The organism is Streptomyces sp. NPDC048411, assembly GCF_040704695.1.
Taxonomy (GTDB): domain Bacteria; phylum Actinomycetota; class Actinomycetes; order Streptomycetales; family Streptomycetaceae; genus Streptomyces.
In genome coordinates this window covers 132,869-150,081 of record NZ_JBEZKL010000005.1, presented here as the reverse complement: position 1 = coordinate 150,081, position 17,213 = coordinate 132,869, and the positions used below count along the sequence as shown (strand labels likewise).

General features: G+C 70.5%; 16 protein-coding genes and 1 pseudogene. 6 read left to right on the top strand and 11 right to left on the bottom strand.

What is annotated here, in order from left to right:
- Window positions 1-116: 116 nt before the first annotated feature.
- The 4 genes from AB0915_RS03845 to AB0915_RS03830 form a co-directional block, all read right to left on the bottom strand.
- Window positions 117-1,817 carry a methylmalonyl-CoA mutase family protein gene (locus AB0915_RS03845; RefSeq protein ID WP_366689546.1) on the bottom strand — a complete coding sequence of 567 codons (1,701 nt, stop codon included), beginning with the start codon at window positions 1,815-1,817 and terminating at the stop codon, window positions 117-119.
- Between the two features lie 75 nt (window positions 1,818-1,892).
- Window positions 1,893-2,225, bottom strand: coding sequence for a DUF3817 domain-containing protein (locus AB0915_RS03840; protein WP_366689545.1), 333 nt, complete (start codon window positions 2,223-2,225; stop codon window positions 1,893-1,895).
- A gap of 60 nt (window positions 2,226-2,285) precedes the next feature.
- Entirely contained in the window at window positions 2,286-2,795 is a 510-nt protein-coding gene (locus tag AB0915_RS03835) for a MarR family transcriptional regulator (protein ID WP_366689544.1), read from the bottom strand.
- A 10-nt stretch (window positions 2,796-2,805) separates the two neighbouring features.
- Window positions 2,806-4,287, bottom strand: a complete 1,482-nt coding sequence (locus tag AB0915_RS03830) for an MFS transporter (RefSeq protein ID WP_366689543.1) — start codon at window positions 4,285-4,287, stop codon at window positions 2,806-2,808.
- Between the two features lie 74 nt (window positions 4,288-4,361).
- On the opposite strand from AB0915_RS03830, the gene AB0915_RS03825 reads away from it, so the two are divergent.
- Complete coding sequence (locus AB0915_RS03825) at window positions 4,362-5,360, top strand: DUF5937 family protein (protein ID WP_366689542.1); 999 nt, start codon at window positions 4,362-4,364, stop codon at window positions 5,358-5,360.
- A 54-nt stretch (window positions 5,361-5,414) separates the two neighbouring features.
- Here the strand turns inward: AB0915_RS03825 and AB0915_RS03820 are convergent, their stop codons facing one another.
- Window positions 5,415-5,708: an MTH1187 family thiamine-binding protein gene (locus tag AB0915_RS03820; protein WP_030351951.1), complete on the bottom strand. Its 294-nt coding sequence runs from the start codon at window positions 5,706-5,708 to the stop codon at window positions 5,415-5,417.
- Complete coding sequence (locus AB0915_RS03815) at window positions 5,705-6,055, bottom strand: DUF3817 domain-containing protein (protein ID WP_358857447.1); 351 nt, start codon at window positions 6,053-6,055, stop codon at window positions 5,705-5,707. Before AB0915_RS03815 ends, AB0915_RS03820 begins: the two co-directional genes overlap by 4 nt.
- Before the next feature lie 211 nt (window positions 6,056-6,266).
- On the opposite strand from AB0915_RS03815, the gene AB0915_RS03810 reads away from it, so the two are divergent.
- The 4 genes from AB0915_RS03810 (at window position 6,267) to AB0915_RS03795 (ending at window position 8,939) form a co-directional block, all read left to right on the top strand.
- Window positions 6,267-6,899 (top strand): AIM24 family protein, encoded by a 633-nt coding sequence (locus tag AB0915_RS03810; protein WP_358857516.1) that lies wholly within the window; start codon window positions 6,267-6,269, stop codon window positions 6,897-6,899.
- Complete coding sequence (locus AB0915_RS03805; RefSeq protein ID WP_037689354.1) at window positions 6,899-7,549, top strand: AIM24 family protein; 651 nt, start codon at window positions 6,899-6,901, stop codon at window positions 7,547-7,549. Before AB0915_RS03810 ends, AB0915_RS03805 begins: the two co-directional genes overlap by 1 nt.
- Window positions 7,546-8,313, top strand: coding sequence for an AIM24 family protein (locus AB0915_RS03800; protein ID WP_366689541.1), 768 nt, complete (start codon window positions 7,546-7,548; stop codon window positions 8,311-8,313). Before AB0915_RS03805 ends, AB0915_RS03800 begins: the two co-directional genes overlap by 4 nt.
- Window positions 8,314-8,462: 149 nt before the next feature.
- On the top strand, window positions 8,463-8,939 hold the full coding sequence (locus AB0915_RS03795) for a MarR family transcriptional regulator (protein ID WP_366689540.1): 477 nt from the start codon (window positions 8,463-8,465) through the stop codon (window positions 8,937-8,939).
- Between the two features lie 65 nt (window positions 8,940-9,004).
- On the opposite strand, the pseudogene AB0915_RS03790 reads toward AB0915_RS03795, so the two are convergent.
- The 5 genes and pseudogenes from AB0915_RS03790 to AB0915_RS03770 form a co-directional block, all read right to left on the bottom strand.
- Window positions 9,005-9,160 (bottom strand): annotated as a pseudogene (locus AB0915_RS03790) (two-component sensor histidine kinase); the annotation flags it as partial.
- A gap of 263 nt (window positions 9,161-9,423) precedes the next feature.
- Complete coding sequence (locus AB0915_RS03785) at window positions 9,424-11,655, bottom strand: protein kinase (protein WP_366689539.1); 2,232 nt, start codon at window positions 11,653-11,655, stop codon at window positions 9,424-9,426.
- Window positions 11,656-11,668: 13 nt separating this feature from the next.
- Window positions 11,669-14,179 carry a serine/threonine-protein kinase gene (locus tag AB0915_RS03780; RefSeq protein WP_366689538.1) on the bottom strand — a complete coding sequence of 837 codons (2,511 nt, stop codon included), beginning with the start codon at window positions 14,177-14,179 and terminating at the stop codon, window positions 11,669-11,671.
- 142 nt (window positions 14,180-14,321) lie between these two features.
- A complete protein-coding gene (gene meaB, locus AB0915_RS03775; protein WP_366689537.1) occupies window positions 14,322-15,281 on the bottom strand; it encodes a methylmalonyl Co-A mutase-associated GTPase MeaB in 960 nt (319 codons plus the stop codon).
- A gap of 41 nt (window positions 15,282-15,322) precedes the next feature.
- A complete protein-coding gene (locus AB0915_RS03770; RefSeq protein ID WP_366689536.1) occupies window positions 15,323-16,525 on the bottom strand; it encodes an acetyl-CoA C-acetyltransferase in 1,203 nt (400 codons plus the stop codon).
- Window positions 16,526-16,660: 135 nt separating this feature from the next.
- On the opposite strand from AB0915_RS03770, the gene mce reads away from it, so the two are divergent.
- Window positions 16,661-17,089 (top strand): methylmalonyl-CoA epimerase, encoded by a 429-nt coding sequence (gene mce / locus AB0915_RS03765; RefSeq protein WP_366133419.1) that lies wholly within the window; start codon window positions 16,661-16,663, stop codon window positions 17,087-17,089.
- Window positions 17,090-17,213 lie beyond the last annotated feature (124 nt).

Here is a 17,213-nt window from a genome sequence, read left to right as displayed (position 1 = left end):
AGCTGCAAGGCGGAGGAGGGAGGCAACGCGGAGCGTTGTTGACTGACGACAACGCCGCAGATGTGCGTGCCCAGCCCCGCGACGCCGCCTCCCATTTGCCGGTCGGTCTAAGACCCTCAGAAGCCGGGCGGCTCGGTGTACGTACCCCACTCGTCCCGCAGGACCCCGCAGATCTCACCGAGCGTCGCCTCGGCCCTGACGGCGTCCAGCATCGGTCCGATCATGTTCGAGCCGTCACGGGCGGCGGCCAGCATCGCGTCCAGTGCCGACTTGACCCGTGCGTCGTCGCGGGCCTCCTTGCGGCTGCCGAGCACCCGGACCTGCTCGCGCTCGACCTCGTGGCTGACCCGCAGGATCTCGAGATCGCCGGTGACCGAGCCGTGGTGGACGTTGACGCCGACGACGCGCTTGTCGCCCTTCTCCAGCGACTGCTGGTACCGGAACGCGGACTCGGCGATCTCGCCGGTGAACCAGCCGTCCTCGATGCCGCGCAGGATGCCGGAGGTCATGGGCCCGATGGGGTGCTGCCCGTCCGGGTGCGCCCTGGTGCCGCGCTCCTTGATCCGGTCGAAGATCTTCTCGGCGTCGGCCTCGATCCGGTCGGTCAGCTGCTCGACGTACCACGAACCGCCCAGCGGGTCGGCGACGTTGGCGACGCCGGTCTCCTCCATCAGCACCTGCTGGGTGCGCAGGGCGATCTCCGCCGCCTGCTCGGACGGGAGCGCGAGGGTCTCGTCGAGGGCGTTGGTGTGCAGCGAGTTGGTGCCGCCGAGGACGGCGGAGAGCGCCTCGACCGCGGTCCGTACGACGTTGTTGTACGGCTGCTGGGCGGTCAGGGAGACCCCGGCGGTCTGGGTGTGGAAGCGGAGCCACTGCGCCTTGTCGGTCTTCGCCCCGTACACCTCCTTCATCCAGCGGGCCCAGATCCGGCGGGCGGCGCGGAACTTGGCGATCTCCTCGAAGAAGTCGAGGTGCGCGTCGAAGAAGAAGGAGAGACCGGGGGCGAAGGTGTCGACGTCGAGCCCGCGGGAGAGGCCGAGCTCCACGTAGCCGAAGCCGTCGGCGAGGGTGTAGGCGAGCTCCTGCGCGGCCGTCGCCCCGGCCTCGCGGATGTGGTAGCCGGAGACCGAGAGCGGCTTGTACGCGGGGATGTCGCGCGCGCAGTGCTCCATCAGGTCGCCGATGAGGCGCAGATGGGGTTCGGGCTGGAAGAGCCACTCCTTCTGCGCGATGTACTCCTTGAAGATGTCGGTCTGGAGCGTGCCATTGAGCACCCCCGGGTCGACGCCCTGGCGCTCGGCGGCGACCAGGTACATGCAGAAGACGGGGACGGCGGGTCCGCTGATCGTCATGGATGTCGTGACGTCGCCGAGTGGGATGTCCTTGAAGAGGACCTCCATGTCGGCGGCGGAGTCGATGGCGACACCGCAGTGCCCGACCTCGCCGAGCGAGCGCGGCTCGTCGGAGTCGCGGCCCATCAGCGTCGGCATGTCGAAGGCGACGCTGAGCCCGCCGCCGCCCGCGGCGAGGATCATCTTGTACCGCTCATTGGTCTGCTCGGCGTTCCCGAAGCCGGCGAACTGGCGGATGGTCCAGGTACGGCCGCGGTAGCCGGTCGGGTAGAGACCCCGGGTGAAGGGGTACTCGCCGGGCCAGCCGATCCGCTCGAATCCCTCGTACGTGTCCCCGGGGCGGGGCCCGTACGCGGGCTCCACCGGATCCCCGGAGAGCGTGGTGAAGTCCGCGTCACGCTTGCGGGCCTTGTCGTAACGGGCCTGCCAGCGTCGGCGGCCTTCCTCGATCGCGTCAGCGTCCATGGACCCCAATTTACTAGGACGTCCTAGTAAATGTCGATGACAAACCGCCCGGTGCTTCGCACGGGGCGGTTCGGGTCAGGCTTTGGCTGTCACCGGGGAGCCGTCCGCGATCAGCGGCTCGACCTCCTGGACGACCTTGCGCTCGACGAAGAACGCGGCCGTCGGGATCGTGCCGGAGATCAGCACCCAGAGGAGCTTGCCGAGTGGCATCTTCGCCTTGGAGCCCAGGTCGAAGGCGAAGATCAGGTAGATGATGTACAGCACACCGTGGATCTGGGAGACGACGAGCGTCAGTCCCGCACCGGTGTCGAAGCCGTACTTGAAGACCATGCAGGTGCAGAGCACCAGCAACATGACGGCGGTGACGTAGGCCATCACCCGGTACCGGGTCAGCACACTGCGTTTCATGACGTCGAGCGTAACCGGGCACCGGGGGCGATCTTGCAGCGGGCCAGGGTGCGCGCGGCGCTACTTCTCCTCGAAGTCCTTGGCCGCGATCCGCAGTGGGCGCAACAATGCGAAGATCTCCGCGCACTCCTCGGCGTCGTACACCCCGAGCCCGAACTCCATGTCCATCAGGTCGCGGGTGGCCGCCTCGACGACCTCCCGGCCCTTGGCGGTGATCGAGGCGAGGGTGCCGCGGCCGTCGTTCGGGTTGGGGCGCTTGTCGACCAGACCGGACCTGACCAGCCGGTCCACGGTGTTCGTGACGGAGGTGGGGTGGACCATCAGCCGCTCGCCGATCTTGGACATCGGCAGCTCACCGGCCTTGGAGAAGGTGAGCAGCACCAGTGCCTCATACCGCGCGAAGGTCAGTCCGTACGGTTTGACGACCGCGTCGACCTCGGCGAGCAGGATCTGCTGCGCACGCATGATCGAGGTGATCGCCGCCATCGAGGGGACGGGACCCCAGCGCTGCTGCCAGAGTTCGTCGGCGCGGGCGATGGGGTCGAACGAAAGACTGAGCGGCTTCGGCACGGGATCGACCTTACCCACTGGTCATATGCTGGTCAGCCCCGTCTCGGAGTTCGGTCCGAGGACCGTGCACGGGTTCCGTGCTCCTGACCTCGCGGACGAGGACGAGCGTGCACACCGTACCGACCACAGCGGCCCCGGCGACCGCCTGATGTACGGGGACGAATTCGGCGGCGAGCCCGGCGAGGGCCATGCCGATGCCCTGGACCGTCATCAGCCCGGCGGTGAGCAGGGTCATGGCCCGGCCCCGCAGCTCCTCCGGGACGGCGTCGACGAACCACTGGTCGAGGCCGATGACGTACGCCGCCCCCACCCCGGCCAGCACGAGCGCGACAACGCTCAGCACCATGCCGGGACGGAACCCGTACAGCACGAGGGGCAGCAGCCCCGCGGCGGCGACCGGCAGCACGATCCTGGAGCGCAGGCGCGGGGCGAGCGCCGCGCCCACGTACAGCTCGGCACCGATGTGACCGACCGGCATCGCGCACATGAGGAGTCCGAGCGCGGCCGGGCCGACACCGATCTCGTCCGCGTACGGTGCGGCGAGCGCCTCCGGTGCCACGACGAACATCGCCGGCAGCCAGAAGAGCAGCATCAGCGCGCGGATCCTGCGGTCGGCGAGGACGGTACGGGCTCCGGCGAGCGAGTCCTTGAGCAGGGCGCCGCCTCCGTCACCGCCGCTCCGTGCGGGCCGGTTGCGGGTGCCGAAGCGGAGCAGCGCCGCCGAGCAGAGGAAGGTCCCGACGGTGATCGTGATCGCCCCGCGCGCGGAGACCGCGGCGAGCAGCACACCGCCCACCCCGAAGCCGATCAGCAGCGCGCTCTGCGAGACGATCCGCAGCAGGGAGCGGCCCAGTACATAGAGATCACCCTCGCCGAGGATGTCGGTGAGCGCGGCCATACGCGTCCCGGTGAAGACGGGCGACACGGAGGCGACGAGACAGCGCAGCGCGAGGAGCCCGCCGACAGGGGTGCCGGGCAGCACCATGACGGCGACACAGCCCGCGCAGATCAGATCGCAGGTGACCAGGACCCGGCGAGCGGGGTAGCGGTCCGCGACCCCGGCGAAGAGCGTGCCGCCGACGAGGTACGGGAGGAAGCCGAGCGCGAAGGTGAGGGCGCTGAGCAGGGGCGAGCCGGTGAGGTCGTAGACGAGCACGGTGAGCGCGAGCTCGCTGACGACGACGCCGAGAAGGGAGAGCAGGTGCGCGGCGAAGACGGCACGGAACTCCCGTACGGCGAAGACGGCGCGGTAGCCGCGGGGGGTGCCGGGGTCCGGGGCGGAAGCCGGAGCCCGGAGCGCGGGCGACGGGTTCGGGTCAATGGGGTCGGCGCGCTCCGGGAACGGGGCCGGGGACGGCGCCGCTCCTGCGGGACGGACGTTCGCGGCGCGGCATGCGGCTGACGGGTCCTGGGGTGAGGGGCCCGTCGGGCCGCTCGGGGGGTCCACCGCATCACGGGGGCTGCCCGCCGGGGCGGGGCTGTTGCTCGGCATGGACGCAGCGTGGAGGAGCGTGGCCCGCACTCCATAAACTTTCGGCTGACACCGAATCTTCGCGAGGTGCGCCGATGCCGTTCCATCTGCATTTCGACGAGAGCGATCTGCTGCGCTGCAGGTTCGCCCTCTCCCCGCTCTGGGAGACGCAACAGGCGGTACGCACCCTTCTGCGCCCCGGGAACCACGGCTACCACGAGCCGTGGCTGCGGCGCATCCGGAGCGCCGCCGCGGGGCTGGACCTCGGGCCGCTGTGGTCGTTGATGCCGGAGGGCGGGCACAATCCGGACTTTCTCAGCCCGCCACCGCTCGGGCCCTACGCCTCGTTCGAGGAGGAGATCGCCGGGGTACGCGCCATCGCCCCCGAGCTCGTCCGTGAGGATCTGGCGCTGACGCTCGCGTGTGTGCCGGGGGCGCTGGACTCCCCCGCCGGACGGGCGATGCTCGACGACCCCGCCCGCGCGCAACGGGAGCTGTCCGCGCTTCTGGAACAGGCGTGGCGGGTCCTGGTCGAGCCGGACTGGCCGCGGCTGCGCGCGTTGCTGGAGGCGGACATCGCGTACCACTCGCGCCGGCTCGCGGCGGTCGGCTTCGCTCGGCTGCTCGGTGAGTTGAGTCCTCAGCTGAGCTGGACGGACTCGACGCTCACGCTCGTCGGGATGCGGGGTCGGCACTCCCGGGTGCTCGGTGGGCAGGGCCTTGTCCTGATGCCGAGCGTCTTCGCCTGGCCGGATGTGGTCAGCGGGTACGAGCCGCCCTACCAGCCTGCGGTGATCTATCCGGCGCGCGGCATCGGTGGCCTGTGGACGGAACCCGCCGACCGTACGCCGCAGACGCTCGCGCGGCTGCTCGGGCGGGCGCGGGCCGATGTCCTGTGCATGCTCGACGAACCGGCGGGGACGAGCGCCCTCGCCCACCGGCTCGGCCTCGCGCCGTCCTCCGTGTCGGAACATCTGTCGGTGCTGCGGGCGGCGGGGCTGCTGACCTCGCGGCGATATGGGCACCAGGTGCTGTACGAGCGGACGCCGCTCGGGATCGCGCTGGCGGTGGAGCCCGAAACGCACCCCGGGTGACGGAGACCCCCCTCGCCGTGCGGCGCGGGGGGTCTCCGGTGATGCGCAGAGGCGTCAGCCGGCGAGGTACCGCTCGACCGTCTCGACCTTGGAGGTCAGACCGTCGGTGACACCGGGCCGGATATCGGCCTTCAGTACGAGGGAGACACGTCCGGCGCGGGCCTCGACGGCCGCGACGGCGCGCTTGACGACGTCCATGACCTCGTCCCACTCACCCTCGACGGAGGTGAACATGGCGTCCGTGCGGTTGGGCAGCCCCGACTCGCGGACGACCCGGACGGCATCGGCGACGTACTCGCCGACATCCTCGCCGACCCCCAGCGGACTGACGGAGAAGGCGACGATCACGCGCTGACCACGCCTTCCCGGCGGGCACGGGCGGCGATGACCCCGTCGGCCTCGTAGCGCTTGAGGATCTTGTCGCCGTACAGCCCGCCGAACGGCAGCAGCGCCAGCAGGAAGAAGAACGCGACGCGCTTGAACGGCCACTTGGCCTTGGACCAGACGTCGAGCAGCAGGACGGCGTAGATCACGAAGAGCACGCCGTGCAGGATGCCGAGCGGCATCATCAGGAAGTCGATGTCCGAGACGCGGCTGAGGATCGAGCCAAAGATGATCAGCGCCGGGAAGGAGAGCGCCTCGGGGATCGAGATGAGGCGCAGCCGGTGCAGGGCGGTAGCGGTCTTGATGTCCACGAGGGCACCTTCGGTGGGAGGGTCGTCACAGCTTGTGAATACAGGCACAAGCGTGTCCCATTGTGGCATCGGCCCCTACCGGGCCCGGGGGCGGGGGCCGGTTGACACTCCGGGGAACGTATCGGCGCAAATCAGGGTCGGCTCAGGGTCCGGATAGGCCCACAGACCCTGTCGGGCTGGGCCCCCTCCCGCTACCGTCACCCGGGTGGCAATGTTCCGACTCCAAGGCAGCAAGACGCTCGCCGTCGATCTGACCGGCGACGCCGTCAAGGCGAAGAACGGCTCGATGGTCGCGTACGACGGCCGGATGGCGTTCAAGAAGATGACCGGCGGCGGTGAGGGCATCCGCGGCATGGTGACCCGCCGGCTGACCGGCGAGCAGATGACCGTGATGGAGGTGAGCGGGCAGGGCACCTGCTACTTCGCCGACCGCGCGAGCGAGATCAACCTCGTCTCACTGCGTGGCGAGAAGCTCTACGTGGAGGCGAGCAACCTGCTCTGCGTCGATGCCGGGCTGCGCACCGGCACCACCTTCACCGGACTGCGCGGCGGGGCGACCGGCAACGGCCTGTTCACCACCACCGTCGAGGGCACCGGCCAGGCGGCGATCATGTCGGACGGTTCGGCCGTGGTGCTGCGGGTGACCGCCCAGTACCCGTTGTCCGTCGACCCCGGCGCGTACATCGCCCACCAGGGCAATCTGCAGCAGCACTTCCAGTCCGGGGTCACCTTCCGAACGCTGATGGGTGAGGGCTCGGGCGAATCGTTCCAGATCAGATTCGAGGGCGAGGGACTCGTCTACGTGCAGCCGAGCGAGCGGAACACCATCGGGGGCGATGTCTGATGCCGTTCCGCGAGATCAACTCGAAGATGGTCGAGGCGACGGTGGTCCCCGGCCAGAAGATGTTCAGCCAGCGCGGCGCGATGCTCGCGTACCGCGGCGAGGTGTCGTTCACCCCGAACATCCAGGGCGGCCAGGGCGGCGTGATGTCGATGATCGGCCGCCGGATGGCCAATGAGGCGACGCCGCTGATGACCGTCGAAGGCAGCGGCACGGTGATGTTCGGCCACGGCGGCCACCACATCCAGGTCATCAACCTGGCCGGCGACACCCTGTACGTGGAGGCCGACCGGCTGCTCGCCTTCGACGGGACGCTGCAGCAGGGCACGATGTTCATGGGGTCGCAGGGCGGGGTCATGGGCATGGTGCGCGGCCAGGTGACCGGGCAGGGCCTGTTCACCACGACGCTGAAGGGCCATGGCGCGGTCGCGGTGATGGCTCACGGCGGGGTGATCGAGCTGCCCATCACGCCGGGCCGCGAGGTGCATGTGGACCCGCAGGCCTATGTCGCCCACCACGGCGACGTACGCAACAAGCTCTCCACCGCGCTCGGCTGGCGCGACATGGTGGGGCGCGGCTCCGGCGAGGCGTTCCAGCTGGAGCTGAGCGGCAGTGGCGCGGTGTACGTCCAGGCGTCGGAGGAGAAGCTGTGAGCACGCCCGTGATCTTTGACCCGATGACGCTGCCGTCGGACGACAACGTCAATGCGTACACCTTCTGTGTGGAGCTCAAGGGGAGCCAGTGGTTCCTGCAGAAGGGCAAGATGATCGCCTACTACGGGCGGATCGAGTTCAACGGCATCGGCCACGGACGCTTCGAACGGCTGATCCGGACGAGCTTCCACTCGCCGCTCCACGCGAGCGACTGGGTGGTGGCCGAGGGCAGCGGCAAGATGCTGCTCGCCGACCGGGCCTTCGACGTCAACTCGTACGACCTGGACGACGGGAACCTGACGATCCGGTCCGGCAACCTCCTCGCGTACCAGCCGACGCTGGCACTCAAGCAGTCGATCGTGCCGGGCTTCCTGACCCTGATCGGCACGGGCAAGTTCGTGGCCGCGTCCAATGGCCCGGTGGTCTTCATGGAACCGCCGCTGCGGGTCGATCCGCAGGCCCTGGTGGGCTGGGCGGACTGCCCCTCGCCGTGCCACCACTACGACCATGGCTACATGACGGGCGTGATGGGCGGTCTCCGGTCGCTGACCGGGATCGGCGGGACCTCGGGCGAGGAGCACCAGTTCGAGTTCGTCGGTGCGGGTACGGTGCTGCTCCAGTCGACCGAGGTCCTGATGGCGGAGCAGCCGACGGGGGCGACGCCGCAGCAGGCAGGGGTCCCGGGTGGCGGTGCGGGTCAACCTGGCGCCACCCCCCGTCTGCCCGGCCAGCTGGGGGACCTCCAGCGTCGCTTCGGTTTGTGAACGGTAGTCTGCGGAGCGTGACGTCGAACGCCTGCGCCCAGCGCTGGAGCCGGTTCCTGAGCCGTTTCCGGAACCGGCGCCCCGGGCCGGTTCCGGGCGTCGCAGCATTAACTTCGTCCGGCTTTCAACTTATTAGGTAGAATCCACATATGGAGACCGAGACGGCCACCCGGTGGCTGAGCGACGCGGAGCAGTGCGCCTGGCGCACCCACCTGGACGTCAGCAGGCTGCTGATGCACCAGCTGGAGAAGGACCTCCAGCCGTTCGGCCTGACCAACAACGACTACGAGATCCTGGTGAACCTCTCGGAGTCGGAAGACCAGCGCATGCGGATGAGCGACCTGGCCGCGTCCACACTGCAGTCCAAGAGCAGGCTCTCGCACCAGATCACCCGCATGGAGACGGCAGGGCTGGTCCGCCGGGAGAACTGCGAATCCGACCGGCGCGGTCTGTACGCGGTGCTCACGGAGACGGGCGCGGAGACGATGGAGAAGGTCGCGCCGCACCATGTCGCATCGGTACGCAAGCACTTCATGGACCTCTTGACGCCGGAGGCACTGGCGGACCTGCACGCGGCGCTGACACCGGTCGCGGAGCACTTGCGGGGGCGGCGCGGCAAGCCGTAGCGCGCCCTGGGCGCGCGTGCGGGGCAAGCCGTTGCACGGGGTGCGGGCTCTGCCCTCCGGGAGGGCACTGGGATCCGGTCGCCGGTGCGCTGCGAGACCTCCTTGCGGACCAGCGCGCCCGGGTCCACCAGGGTGTTCCCCGGCCACTCCCCCGCGTCCAGCCGGGCCGACGCCTGGAGTCGTACCGTGTCGGCGGCCGCGCCGGGCAGGTCCAGCGGCTCCCGGTCCCGCTCCGCGCGGCGGTGGACGCGGCACTGCGCGCGGTGCCCGGCACGGTCACCTCGATCGAGCTGGACGACACCGTCGGCCGGAGCGGCGCGCTGTGCCGGGAGGTCGGCATCACGGGCAAGGACGGCAACCGTCACGAGCTGAGCGTGGCCGCGAAGACCGCCGAGGTCACCACGGACCGCTCGGACGACGACCGGCACAGGGCACCCGCGACGACGACTGATCCGGCTCTCCTCCCGCCCGGCGTCCCTGTCGGTCAGGGGGCGTATCCCGACAGGACCGTGCCGTCCTTGAAGGTGAGAAACACGAGGTCCCCGACGGCGAGCAGATCCGGCCCGCTCGCGCCCGGCCCGGTGGCGGGCCACCCGGTGTACGACTTGACGTTCTCCGGCTCGCCGTCGGCCAGGCCGAAGGCGCCCACCCCCTGGCGCTCGGCAATCAGCACCCGAGAACCCGCGAGGGACGGTTCGCCGCCCAACTCGTCGAGGGTCTCGTACGTCGTCCACTTCCGCTGCCCGTCGGTCAGCCCGTAGGCGTAAGCGTGGTCGTCGTCGGAGACCACCACGGTGTCGTCACCGACCAGGGCCGGCGAGTGGGTGGACGTGATCTCTTCGGCGAGTGTGCGGGGCCGCCCGGGCCGGGTCACATCGTCCATGACGAGCAGGCCGGTCATTCCCCTGCAGACCAGACGGCGGCCCCTCAGCACCGGCCCCCGGCAGGGGAAGTCGGCGGCCGTGAGCCGCTGTTCCACGGTCCCCTTCGCCCCGTCAAAAACCCGGGTGTCATGACCCACCACGACCAGCCGTCCGTCATCGGCGAGCAGACTGAACCGCGGGTCGGTGAAGTCCTTGCTCCACAACTCGCCGCGGTCGCCGGTCAGTCGGCGGGCGATCAGTTTGCCCGTTCCGGCGCCGTTGGCACGGGCGACGTAGTACAGAGTATCGCCGTCCTGGGCGGCACCCGCGCCCACGGAGCCGTCGGGCAGCACCGAGCGCCACAACTCCCGGCCGTCCGTGATCCGGTAGGCGACCAGCGCCTGACCGACGAAGGCGTACACCGTCCCGGAGGCGAACCCGGCCACGGCCGAACCGGTCGCCCCCGCCTGCCCCTTCGGGGCCTGCCAGCGCCGGGTTCCGTCGGCCGCGTCGAGTGCGGTGATGCCCTGACTGCCCGCACAGAACAGCGTCGACTCGGCAAAGCTGCACCCGCCCTCGACCCCGTCGATCGTGGACTTCCACGCCTTCCAGCCCACAGGCCGGACGGAGGCATCGGTGGCAGCCTCGCCGAAGTCACCGGTACGTCCGCCGTCGGCCCGCGGAATCGCCCGTACCGTGCTGCGCACGGCCGCCGGGGACGGACCGGCCGTGGGACCGGTGGCACCCGAGCCGCCTCCGGTGCCCTTGTCCGGCGGGAAGAGACCGGGCCACAGCACATAGCCGAGGAGCAGACACGCCGTCACCGCAACGGCCGCCAGCGCCACCGGGAACGCCCTGCGGCGACGCCCCCGCCCCGGGACGGTCCCGGAAGGGGGCACCGGTGTCGGCGGGCGGTCCGGAACCGGGGGCACGACGGCCCTGGGCGGAGCCGCGGCGAGGCAGTCCCGGGCCGCCTGTTCGTATCCGGCCAGTTGTTCCTGTACTCCTGCCGGCCAGGGGAACGTCGGGGTCGACGGCCGCCCGCGGAGCAGCAGTCCGGCCAACTGCCCCGGCGTCGGGCGGTCCTCCGGGCGCGCATGCAGGCACTGGGCGATCACTTCACGCAACTGCGGTGGTACTCCTGAGAGTTCCGGCTCTCCCTGCGCGATCCGGAAAATCACCGCTGCCATGTCGGAGTCGTCGAAGGGCCCCCGTCCACTGGCCGCGAAGGCGAGCACCGCCCCCAGACAGAACACGTCCGAGGCGGGCACGAGTGCCCGGGAGCCGTTGACGTGCTCCGGCGAGATGTAGCCGGGGCTGCCGACCACGACGCCGGTCCGGGTGAGCTGGGTGGCGTCGAAGGCCTGGGCGATCCCGAAGTCGATCACCTTCGGCCCGTCCGGGCCGAGCAGGACATTGCCGGGCTTGAGGTCGCGGTGGAGGACGCGCACGGCATGCATGTCGGCGAGGGCGCGGGCCAGATCGGCGCCCATGGCCCGGACCACCGGCTCGGGCAGCGGGCCGCCGCGGGTGACGGCCTCGGCCAGTGAGGGTCCGGGGACGTACTCGGTGGCCAGCCAGGGCGGTCGCCCCGACGCGTCGCCGCCGACGAGCGTCGCGGTGTACGCGCTGCGCACCGCGCCCGCCGCGTCGATCTCCCGGCGGAACCTGATCCGGAAGCCGTCGTCGAGGTCGAGATCGGCCCGCACCGTCTTCAGCGCGACGAGCCCGCCTTCCGGTGCGCCGCTCTGCCGGGCCAGATACACCTCGCCCATACCGCCCGCGCCGAGCAGCCCGAGCAGCCGGTACGGGCCGATGTGCCGGAGCGGTCCGGCGGGGAGCGGTTCGATCACCGGTGACGCATCCTCATTCCGGCAGCGGCACGGAGAGTGCCGTGCCGTTGTCAAAGAACACATGCACGACGCCACCGGCCGGCACGACATACGGGGGAAGGAGGTCGAGATCGTACGAGTAGCCGGTCGGCGCCAGGTCGTAGGGCGGTGGGACGGACGGGCCGGGAGCCCCCTTGAGCGCGGTACGGCGCAGCTTCCCGGGTGTTCCGTCCTTGTCCAGCTTCACCGAGTAGAGCGTGGACGTGTCCGCCCACACCACCGTGCCCGCATCGATCAGCGGGTTGGAGACCGGGTTGAGGCGCCCGCCGGAGAACGTCTCGGTGACCGGATACCGGCCCAGGGTCCGTCCGCTGTCCAGACTCACCAGCACGATCTCCGGCCGGACGCCCGCCGGGTCCGGCCGACCCATGTTCGTCCCACCACGGCGGAAGGCGATCACCCGTCCGTCGATCGCACCTGCCTTCAGGGACATGACCACCTTCGGGTCCACCGCCTGCCGGCCGGCGTCGGCGAGCGACGGAGTCCTGAGGCGGTGGACGATGAGGTTGTAGGCGTAGCCGTTCCTACGCTGTTCGGAGGTGAAGGAGGAGCAGTAGAGGAAGGAGCCCTGCACATGGGCGTCCTCGCATTCCCCCGCCCCTGCCCTGCCGGCATCCGCCTGACCGAGCACCTTGCCGTCCTTGGCCCGGAACGCCTTGATGCCGTCGTGGCCCAGCGCGTAGAGCACGCCCTTCACCGTGGCGAGCGGCCAGTAGTTGCGTGCTTCGGCCTTCGAAATGTCCTTCGGGGCAAGGGGTGCGGTCCACTTGCGGTCGCCGGTCTTCATGTCGAAGGCGGCCAGTTGGGACCCGTACGAAGTGGTGGTCGTGGAGGCGAAGACGAGTCCGTCGGAGACGACCGGCCTGCTCTCGATGGTGTGCGCTCCGCCCGCGCGCTGCTGCCAGCGGGTTTCACCGGTGGCCGCGTCCACCGCGAGAAGCCGGTCACCGCTCGCCATGAACACCGTGTCCCCGTACGCGGTCGGACGGCTGGAGTCGGACGGCATGAAGAACTGTCCGGTGGGACTCACTCCGGCCCCGACTGCCTCCTCCTGGGTGTCGAAGCTCCACAGCTTCCGGCCGTCCACCGCGGACAGGGCCTGATAGGCACCGGCGGTGTCGCGGCAGACCACGACCGTGCTGTTGGCCGTGCAGCCGAAGGGCCCGTTGCTGCCGGTCGAGGACTTCCAGGGCTTCCAGTCCTTCGGACGGACCTCCCGGCCGTACGGAACAGTTCCGGAACCGTCCGGGCCGCCCTGGTCGTCCACCCCGGCGACCATCACTGTGTTCCGCGCCGGACTGCCGCCCGGGGATGTGGTGTTGGTGTCGCCGTTGCGGTCCCGAAGCGCCAGGAGTCCGCCGGTCGCCGCGCCGCCGATGACGAGCAGGGCCAGGGACGCCATCAGGGCGCGGCGGCTGCGTCGGGGCGGTTCCGGCCGGGCAAGGCCGGGGCCCTGGGTCTCCACCATATGCAGGCCCGGCGCGAAGTCGGTTCCCTGCGTGGGCAGTTGAGCAATCGGGATGCGGCTGCCGGTGGCCGCCTCGGTCGGCGTGTAGCCGGGCAGCAGCGGTCCGTCGAGGGCGCGGACCCGGGCCAGTTCCCTGCCGTACTCGGCGATGTGCTGCCGCACCGGCTCAAGCCACTGCTGCGCTGCGCCCGGGGCGAGCCGCTCGGCGAGTACGGCGGCGGTGGGGCGGTCGGCGGGGTCGGCGGCCAGGCAGTCGGCGAGTACGGCGCGCAGCGTGTCCGGTACGCCTTCGAGATCGGCCTCGACGTACTTGACCCGGTAGAGCACGGCGGCGACCGGCCCGTCGCCGAAGGGATCGCGGCCGGTGGCGGCGAAGCAGAGCACGGATGCGAGACAGAAGACGTCGGAGGCAAAGGTGACGCGCCCGCTGCCCGCCACGTGTTCCGGGGACATGAAGGAGGGGCTGCCGACCATCCGGCCGGTGGTGGTCAGCGGGGTGGCGTTGCCGTCCCGCGCGATCCCGAAGTCGATGACCCGCGGACCGTCCTCGGCGAGCATCACGTTGCCGGGCTTCACATCCCGGTGCACGACCCCGGCCGCATGGACGGCCGCGAGCGCGCGGGCGAGCCCGGCGCCGAGCATCCGCACCTCGCCCTCGTCCATCGCGCCGGCCCGGCGGACCGCGGCGGACAGGGTAGGCCCGGCCACGTATCCGGTGGCCAGCCAGGGCACTTCGGAGTCCGCGTCCCCGTCGAGCAGCGGGGCGAGGAAGGGGCTGGTGACGGAGCGGGCGACCGCGATCTCGCGGCGGAAACGGTGACGGAAGCCGGGGTCCTGCGCCACATCGCGGCGCACCGTCTTGAGGGCGACGGGATCCCGGCCGCCGCCCGGGTCTCCGAGGAAGACCTCTCCCATGCCGCCCGCGCCGAGCCGGGCCCGAATCTCATACGGTCCGATCCGTCTGGGCGAGTCCTCACGCAGCGGCCCCAGCATGTGTCGCTTCCCCCCGGTGTGCATGACACGTGTGGTATGTCATCCTGCCACGCGCCGATCACGGCCCGCGCAGGGCAGCGGTGCGGACGGCTCACCCGAACGGCTGACGAGGGCGAGCGGGCGAGGGGCGGCCCGCACGCCGCCCCTCGCCCCCGGTATCCGCCTGTCAGGACTCGCCCGTGATCCCCGCCACCAGTTCGTCCGCCGCCGCGTACGGGTCCAGGCGGCCCGCCACGATGCGTTCGGCCAGGGCGCCGAGGCGGCGGTCGCCGTGCAGGTCGCCGATGCGTTCGCGGAGTCTGGTGACCGCGATCGTCTCGACCTCGCCGGCCGCGCGCGCCATGCGGCGCTCGGTCAGGACGCCGTGCTCCTCCATCCACGCCCGGTGCTTCTCCAGCGCCTCGACGACCTCGTCGATGCCCTCGCCCCGGGCGGCGACCGTCTTCACGATCGGCGGCCGCCAGTCGCCGGGGCCGCGGGACTCCCCGAGACCCAGCATGTGGTTGAGCTCGCGTGCGGTGGCGTCCGCGCCGTCCCGGTCGGCCTTGTTGACGACGTACACGTCGCCGATCTCCAGGATTCCGGCCTTCGCCGCCTGGATGCCGTCGCCCATGCCGGGCGCGAGGAGGACCACCGAGGTGTCGGCCTGGGAGGCGATCTCCACCTCCGACTGGCCGACGCCGACCGTCTCCACCAGGATCACGTCGCAGCCCGCCGCGTCCAGCACCCGAATCGCCTGCGGCGCCGACCAGGCGAGGCCGCCCAGGTGGCCGCGGGTGGCCATGGAGCGGATGTAGACGCCGGGGTCGGAGGCGTGCTCCGACATCCGGACCCGGTCGCCGAGGAGCGCGCCGCCGGAGAACGGCGACGACGGGTCGACGGCGAGGACGCCGACTCGCTTTCCGGCCCGCCGGTACGCCGAGACGAGCGCCGAGGTCGAGGTCGACTTGCCGACACCCGGTGAACCGGTGAGCCCGACGACATACGCGTTCCCGGCCAGCGGCGCGAGGGCCGCCATCACCTCGCGCAGCTGCGGCGACGCCCCCTCGACGAGGGAGATGAGCCGGGCCACGGCCCGCGGCCGGCCTTCACGGGCCTGCTCGACCAGGGTGGGGACGTCCACCATCACCGCTCCGTTCGGTTCACTCTGTGCGTACGTGACGAGGACTACTTGCCGGGGACGCGGATGATCAGCGCGTCGCCCTGACCGCCGCCACCGCACAGCGCCGCCGCACCCGTGCCGCCGCCGCGCCGCTTCAGCTCCAGCGCCAGGTGCAGCACCACGCGGGCGCCGGACATCCCGATCGGGTGGCCGAGCGCGATGGCGCCGCCGTTGACGTTCACCTTTTCCGGGGAGACGCCGAGGTCCTTCATCGATTGGAGGGCGACGGCCGCGAACGCCTCGTTGATCTCGATGAGGTCGAGGTCCTCGACGCTCAGCCCGTCCTTCTTCAGCGCGTGCTTGATCGCGTTGGACGGCTGCGACTGGAGCGAGTTGTCCGGGCCCGCCACGTTGCCGTGGGCGCCGATCTCGGCGATCCAGTCCAGGCCCAGCTCCTCGGCCTTGGCCTTGCTCATCACGACGACCGCGGCGGCGCCGTCGGAGATCTGCGAGGCGGTGCCCGCGGTGATCGTGCCGTCCTTGGCGAAGGCGGGCCGGAGCTTGCCGAGGGCCTCGGCGGTCGTCTCGGCGCGGATGCCCTCGTCCTTGGAGAAGAGGATCGGGTCGCCCTTGCGCTGCGGGATCTCGACCGGGGTGATCTCGGCCTCGAAGAGACCGTTCTTCTGGGCGGCGGCGGCGCGCTGGTGGGACAGGGCGCCGATCTCGTCCTGGTCGGCGCGGCTCAGACCGAGGCGGGTGTTGTGCTTCTCGGTGGACTCGCCCATCGGGATGTTCTCGTAGGCGTCGGTCAGACCGTCGTACGCCATCGAGTCGAGCATCTCGATCGCGCCGTACTTGTAGCCCTCGCGGGACTTCGGGAGCAGGTGCGGGGCGTTGGTCATGGACTCCTGGCCGCCGGCGACGACGACGTCGAATTCACCCGCGCGGATCAGCTGGTCGGCCAGGGCGATCGCGTCGAGGCCGGAGAGGCAGACCTTGTTGACGGTGAGCGCGGGAACGCTCATCGGGATACCGGCCTTGACCGCGGCCTGGCGTGCCGGGATCTGCCCCGCCCCGGCCTGGAGCACCTGGCCCATGATCACGTACTCGACCTGGTCGCCGCCGATACCGGCCCGGTCCAGCGCGGCCTTGATGGCGAAGCCGCCGAGATCGGCTCCGGAGAAGCTCTTCAGGGAGCCGAGAAGACGGCCCATGGGCGTACGGGCGCCCGCGACGATCACTGAGGTGGTACCGGTCGTTCCAGACATGAGGCACGGCCCCTTGGATTAGATGTGAACGAGGGTTTACTCGAATGTACTGAGCGGTTCGCGGCCCGTCATCCAGCAGCGGGTGTGATCGCGCGCACGTTGCGTAACCATCGGTGGAGCGCTCCACTGTTGTCCATGCTGACGCGAATCGACCACATCGGAATCGCCTGTTTCGACCTCGACAAAACTGTCGAGTTCTACCGCGCGACCTACGGCTTCGAAGTCTTCCACTCCGAGGTCAACGAGGAGCAGGGCGTACGCGAGGCCATGCTCAAGATCAACGAGACCTCGGACGGCGGCGCCTCGTACCTCCAGCTGCTGGAACCCACCCGCGAGGACTCGGCCGTCGGAAAATGGCTGGCCAAGAACGGCGAGGGGGTCCACCACATCGCCTTCGGCACCGCAGACGTCGACGAGGACGCCGCGGACATCCGTTCCAAGGGGGTCAGGGTGCTGTACGACGAGCCCAGGACCGGGTCGATGGGGTCGCGGATCACCTTCCTGCACCCCAAGGACTGCCACGGCGTTCTCACTGAACTGGTCACGTCCGCAGCGGAGCACTGACCTCCAGATACCCGGCCCGGTAGAGTGGGCGGTTCCGGGCCGGGGCCGGGTCGGGGCCGCGCCGCGTCCCCAGCCGTTGATCTGTCACCATTCCCCGGGGGACCGTTCGCCGGCGAACGGTACT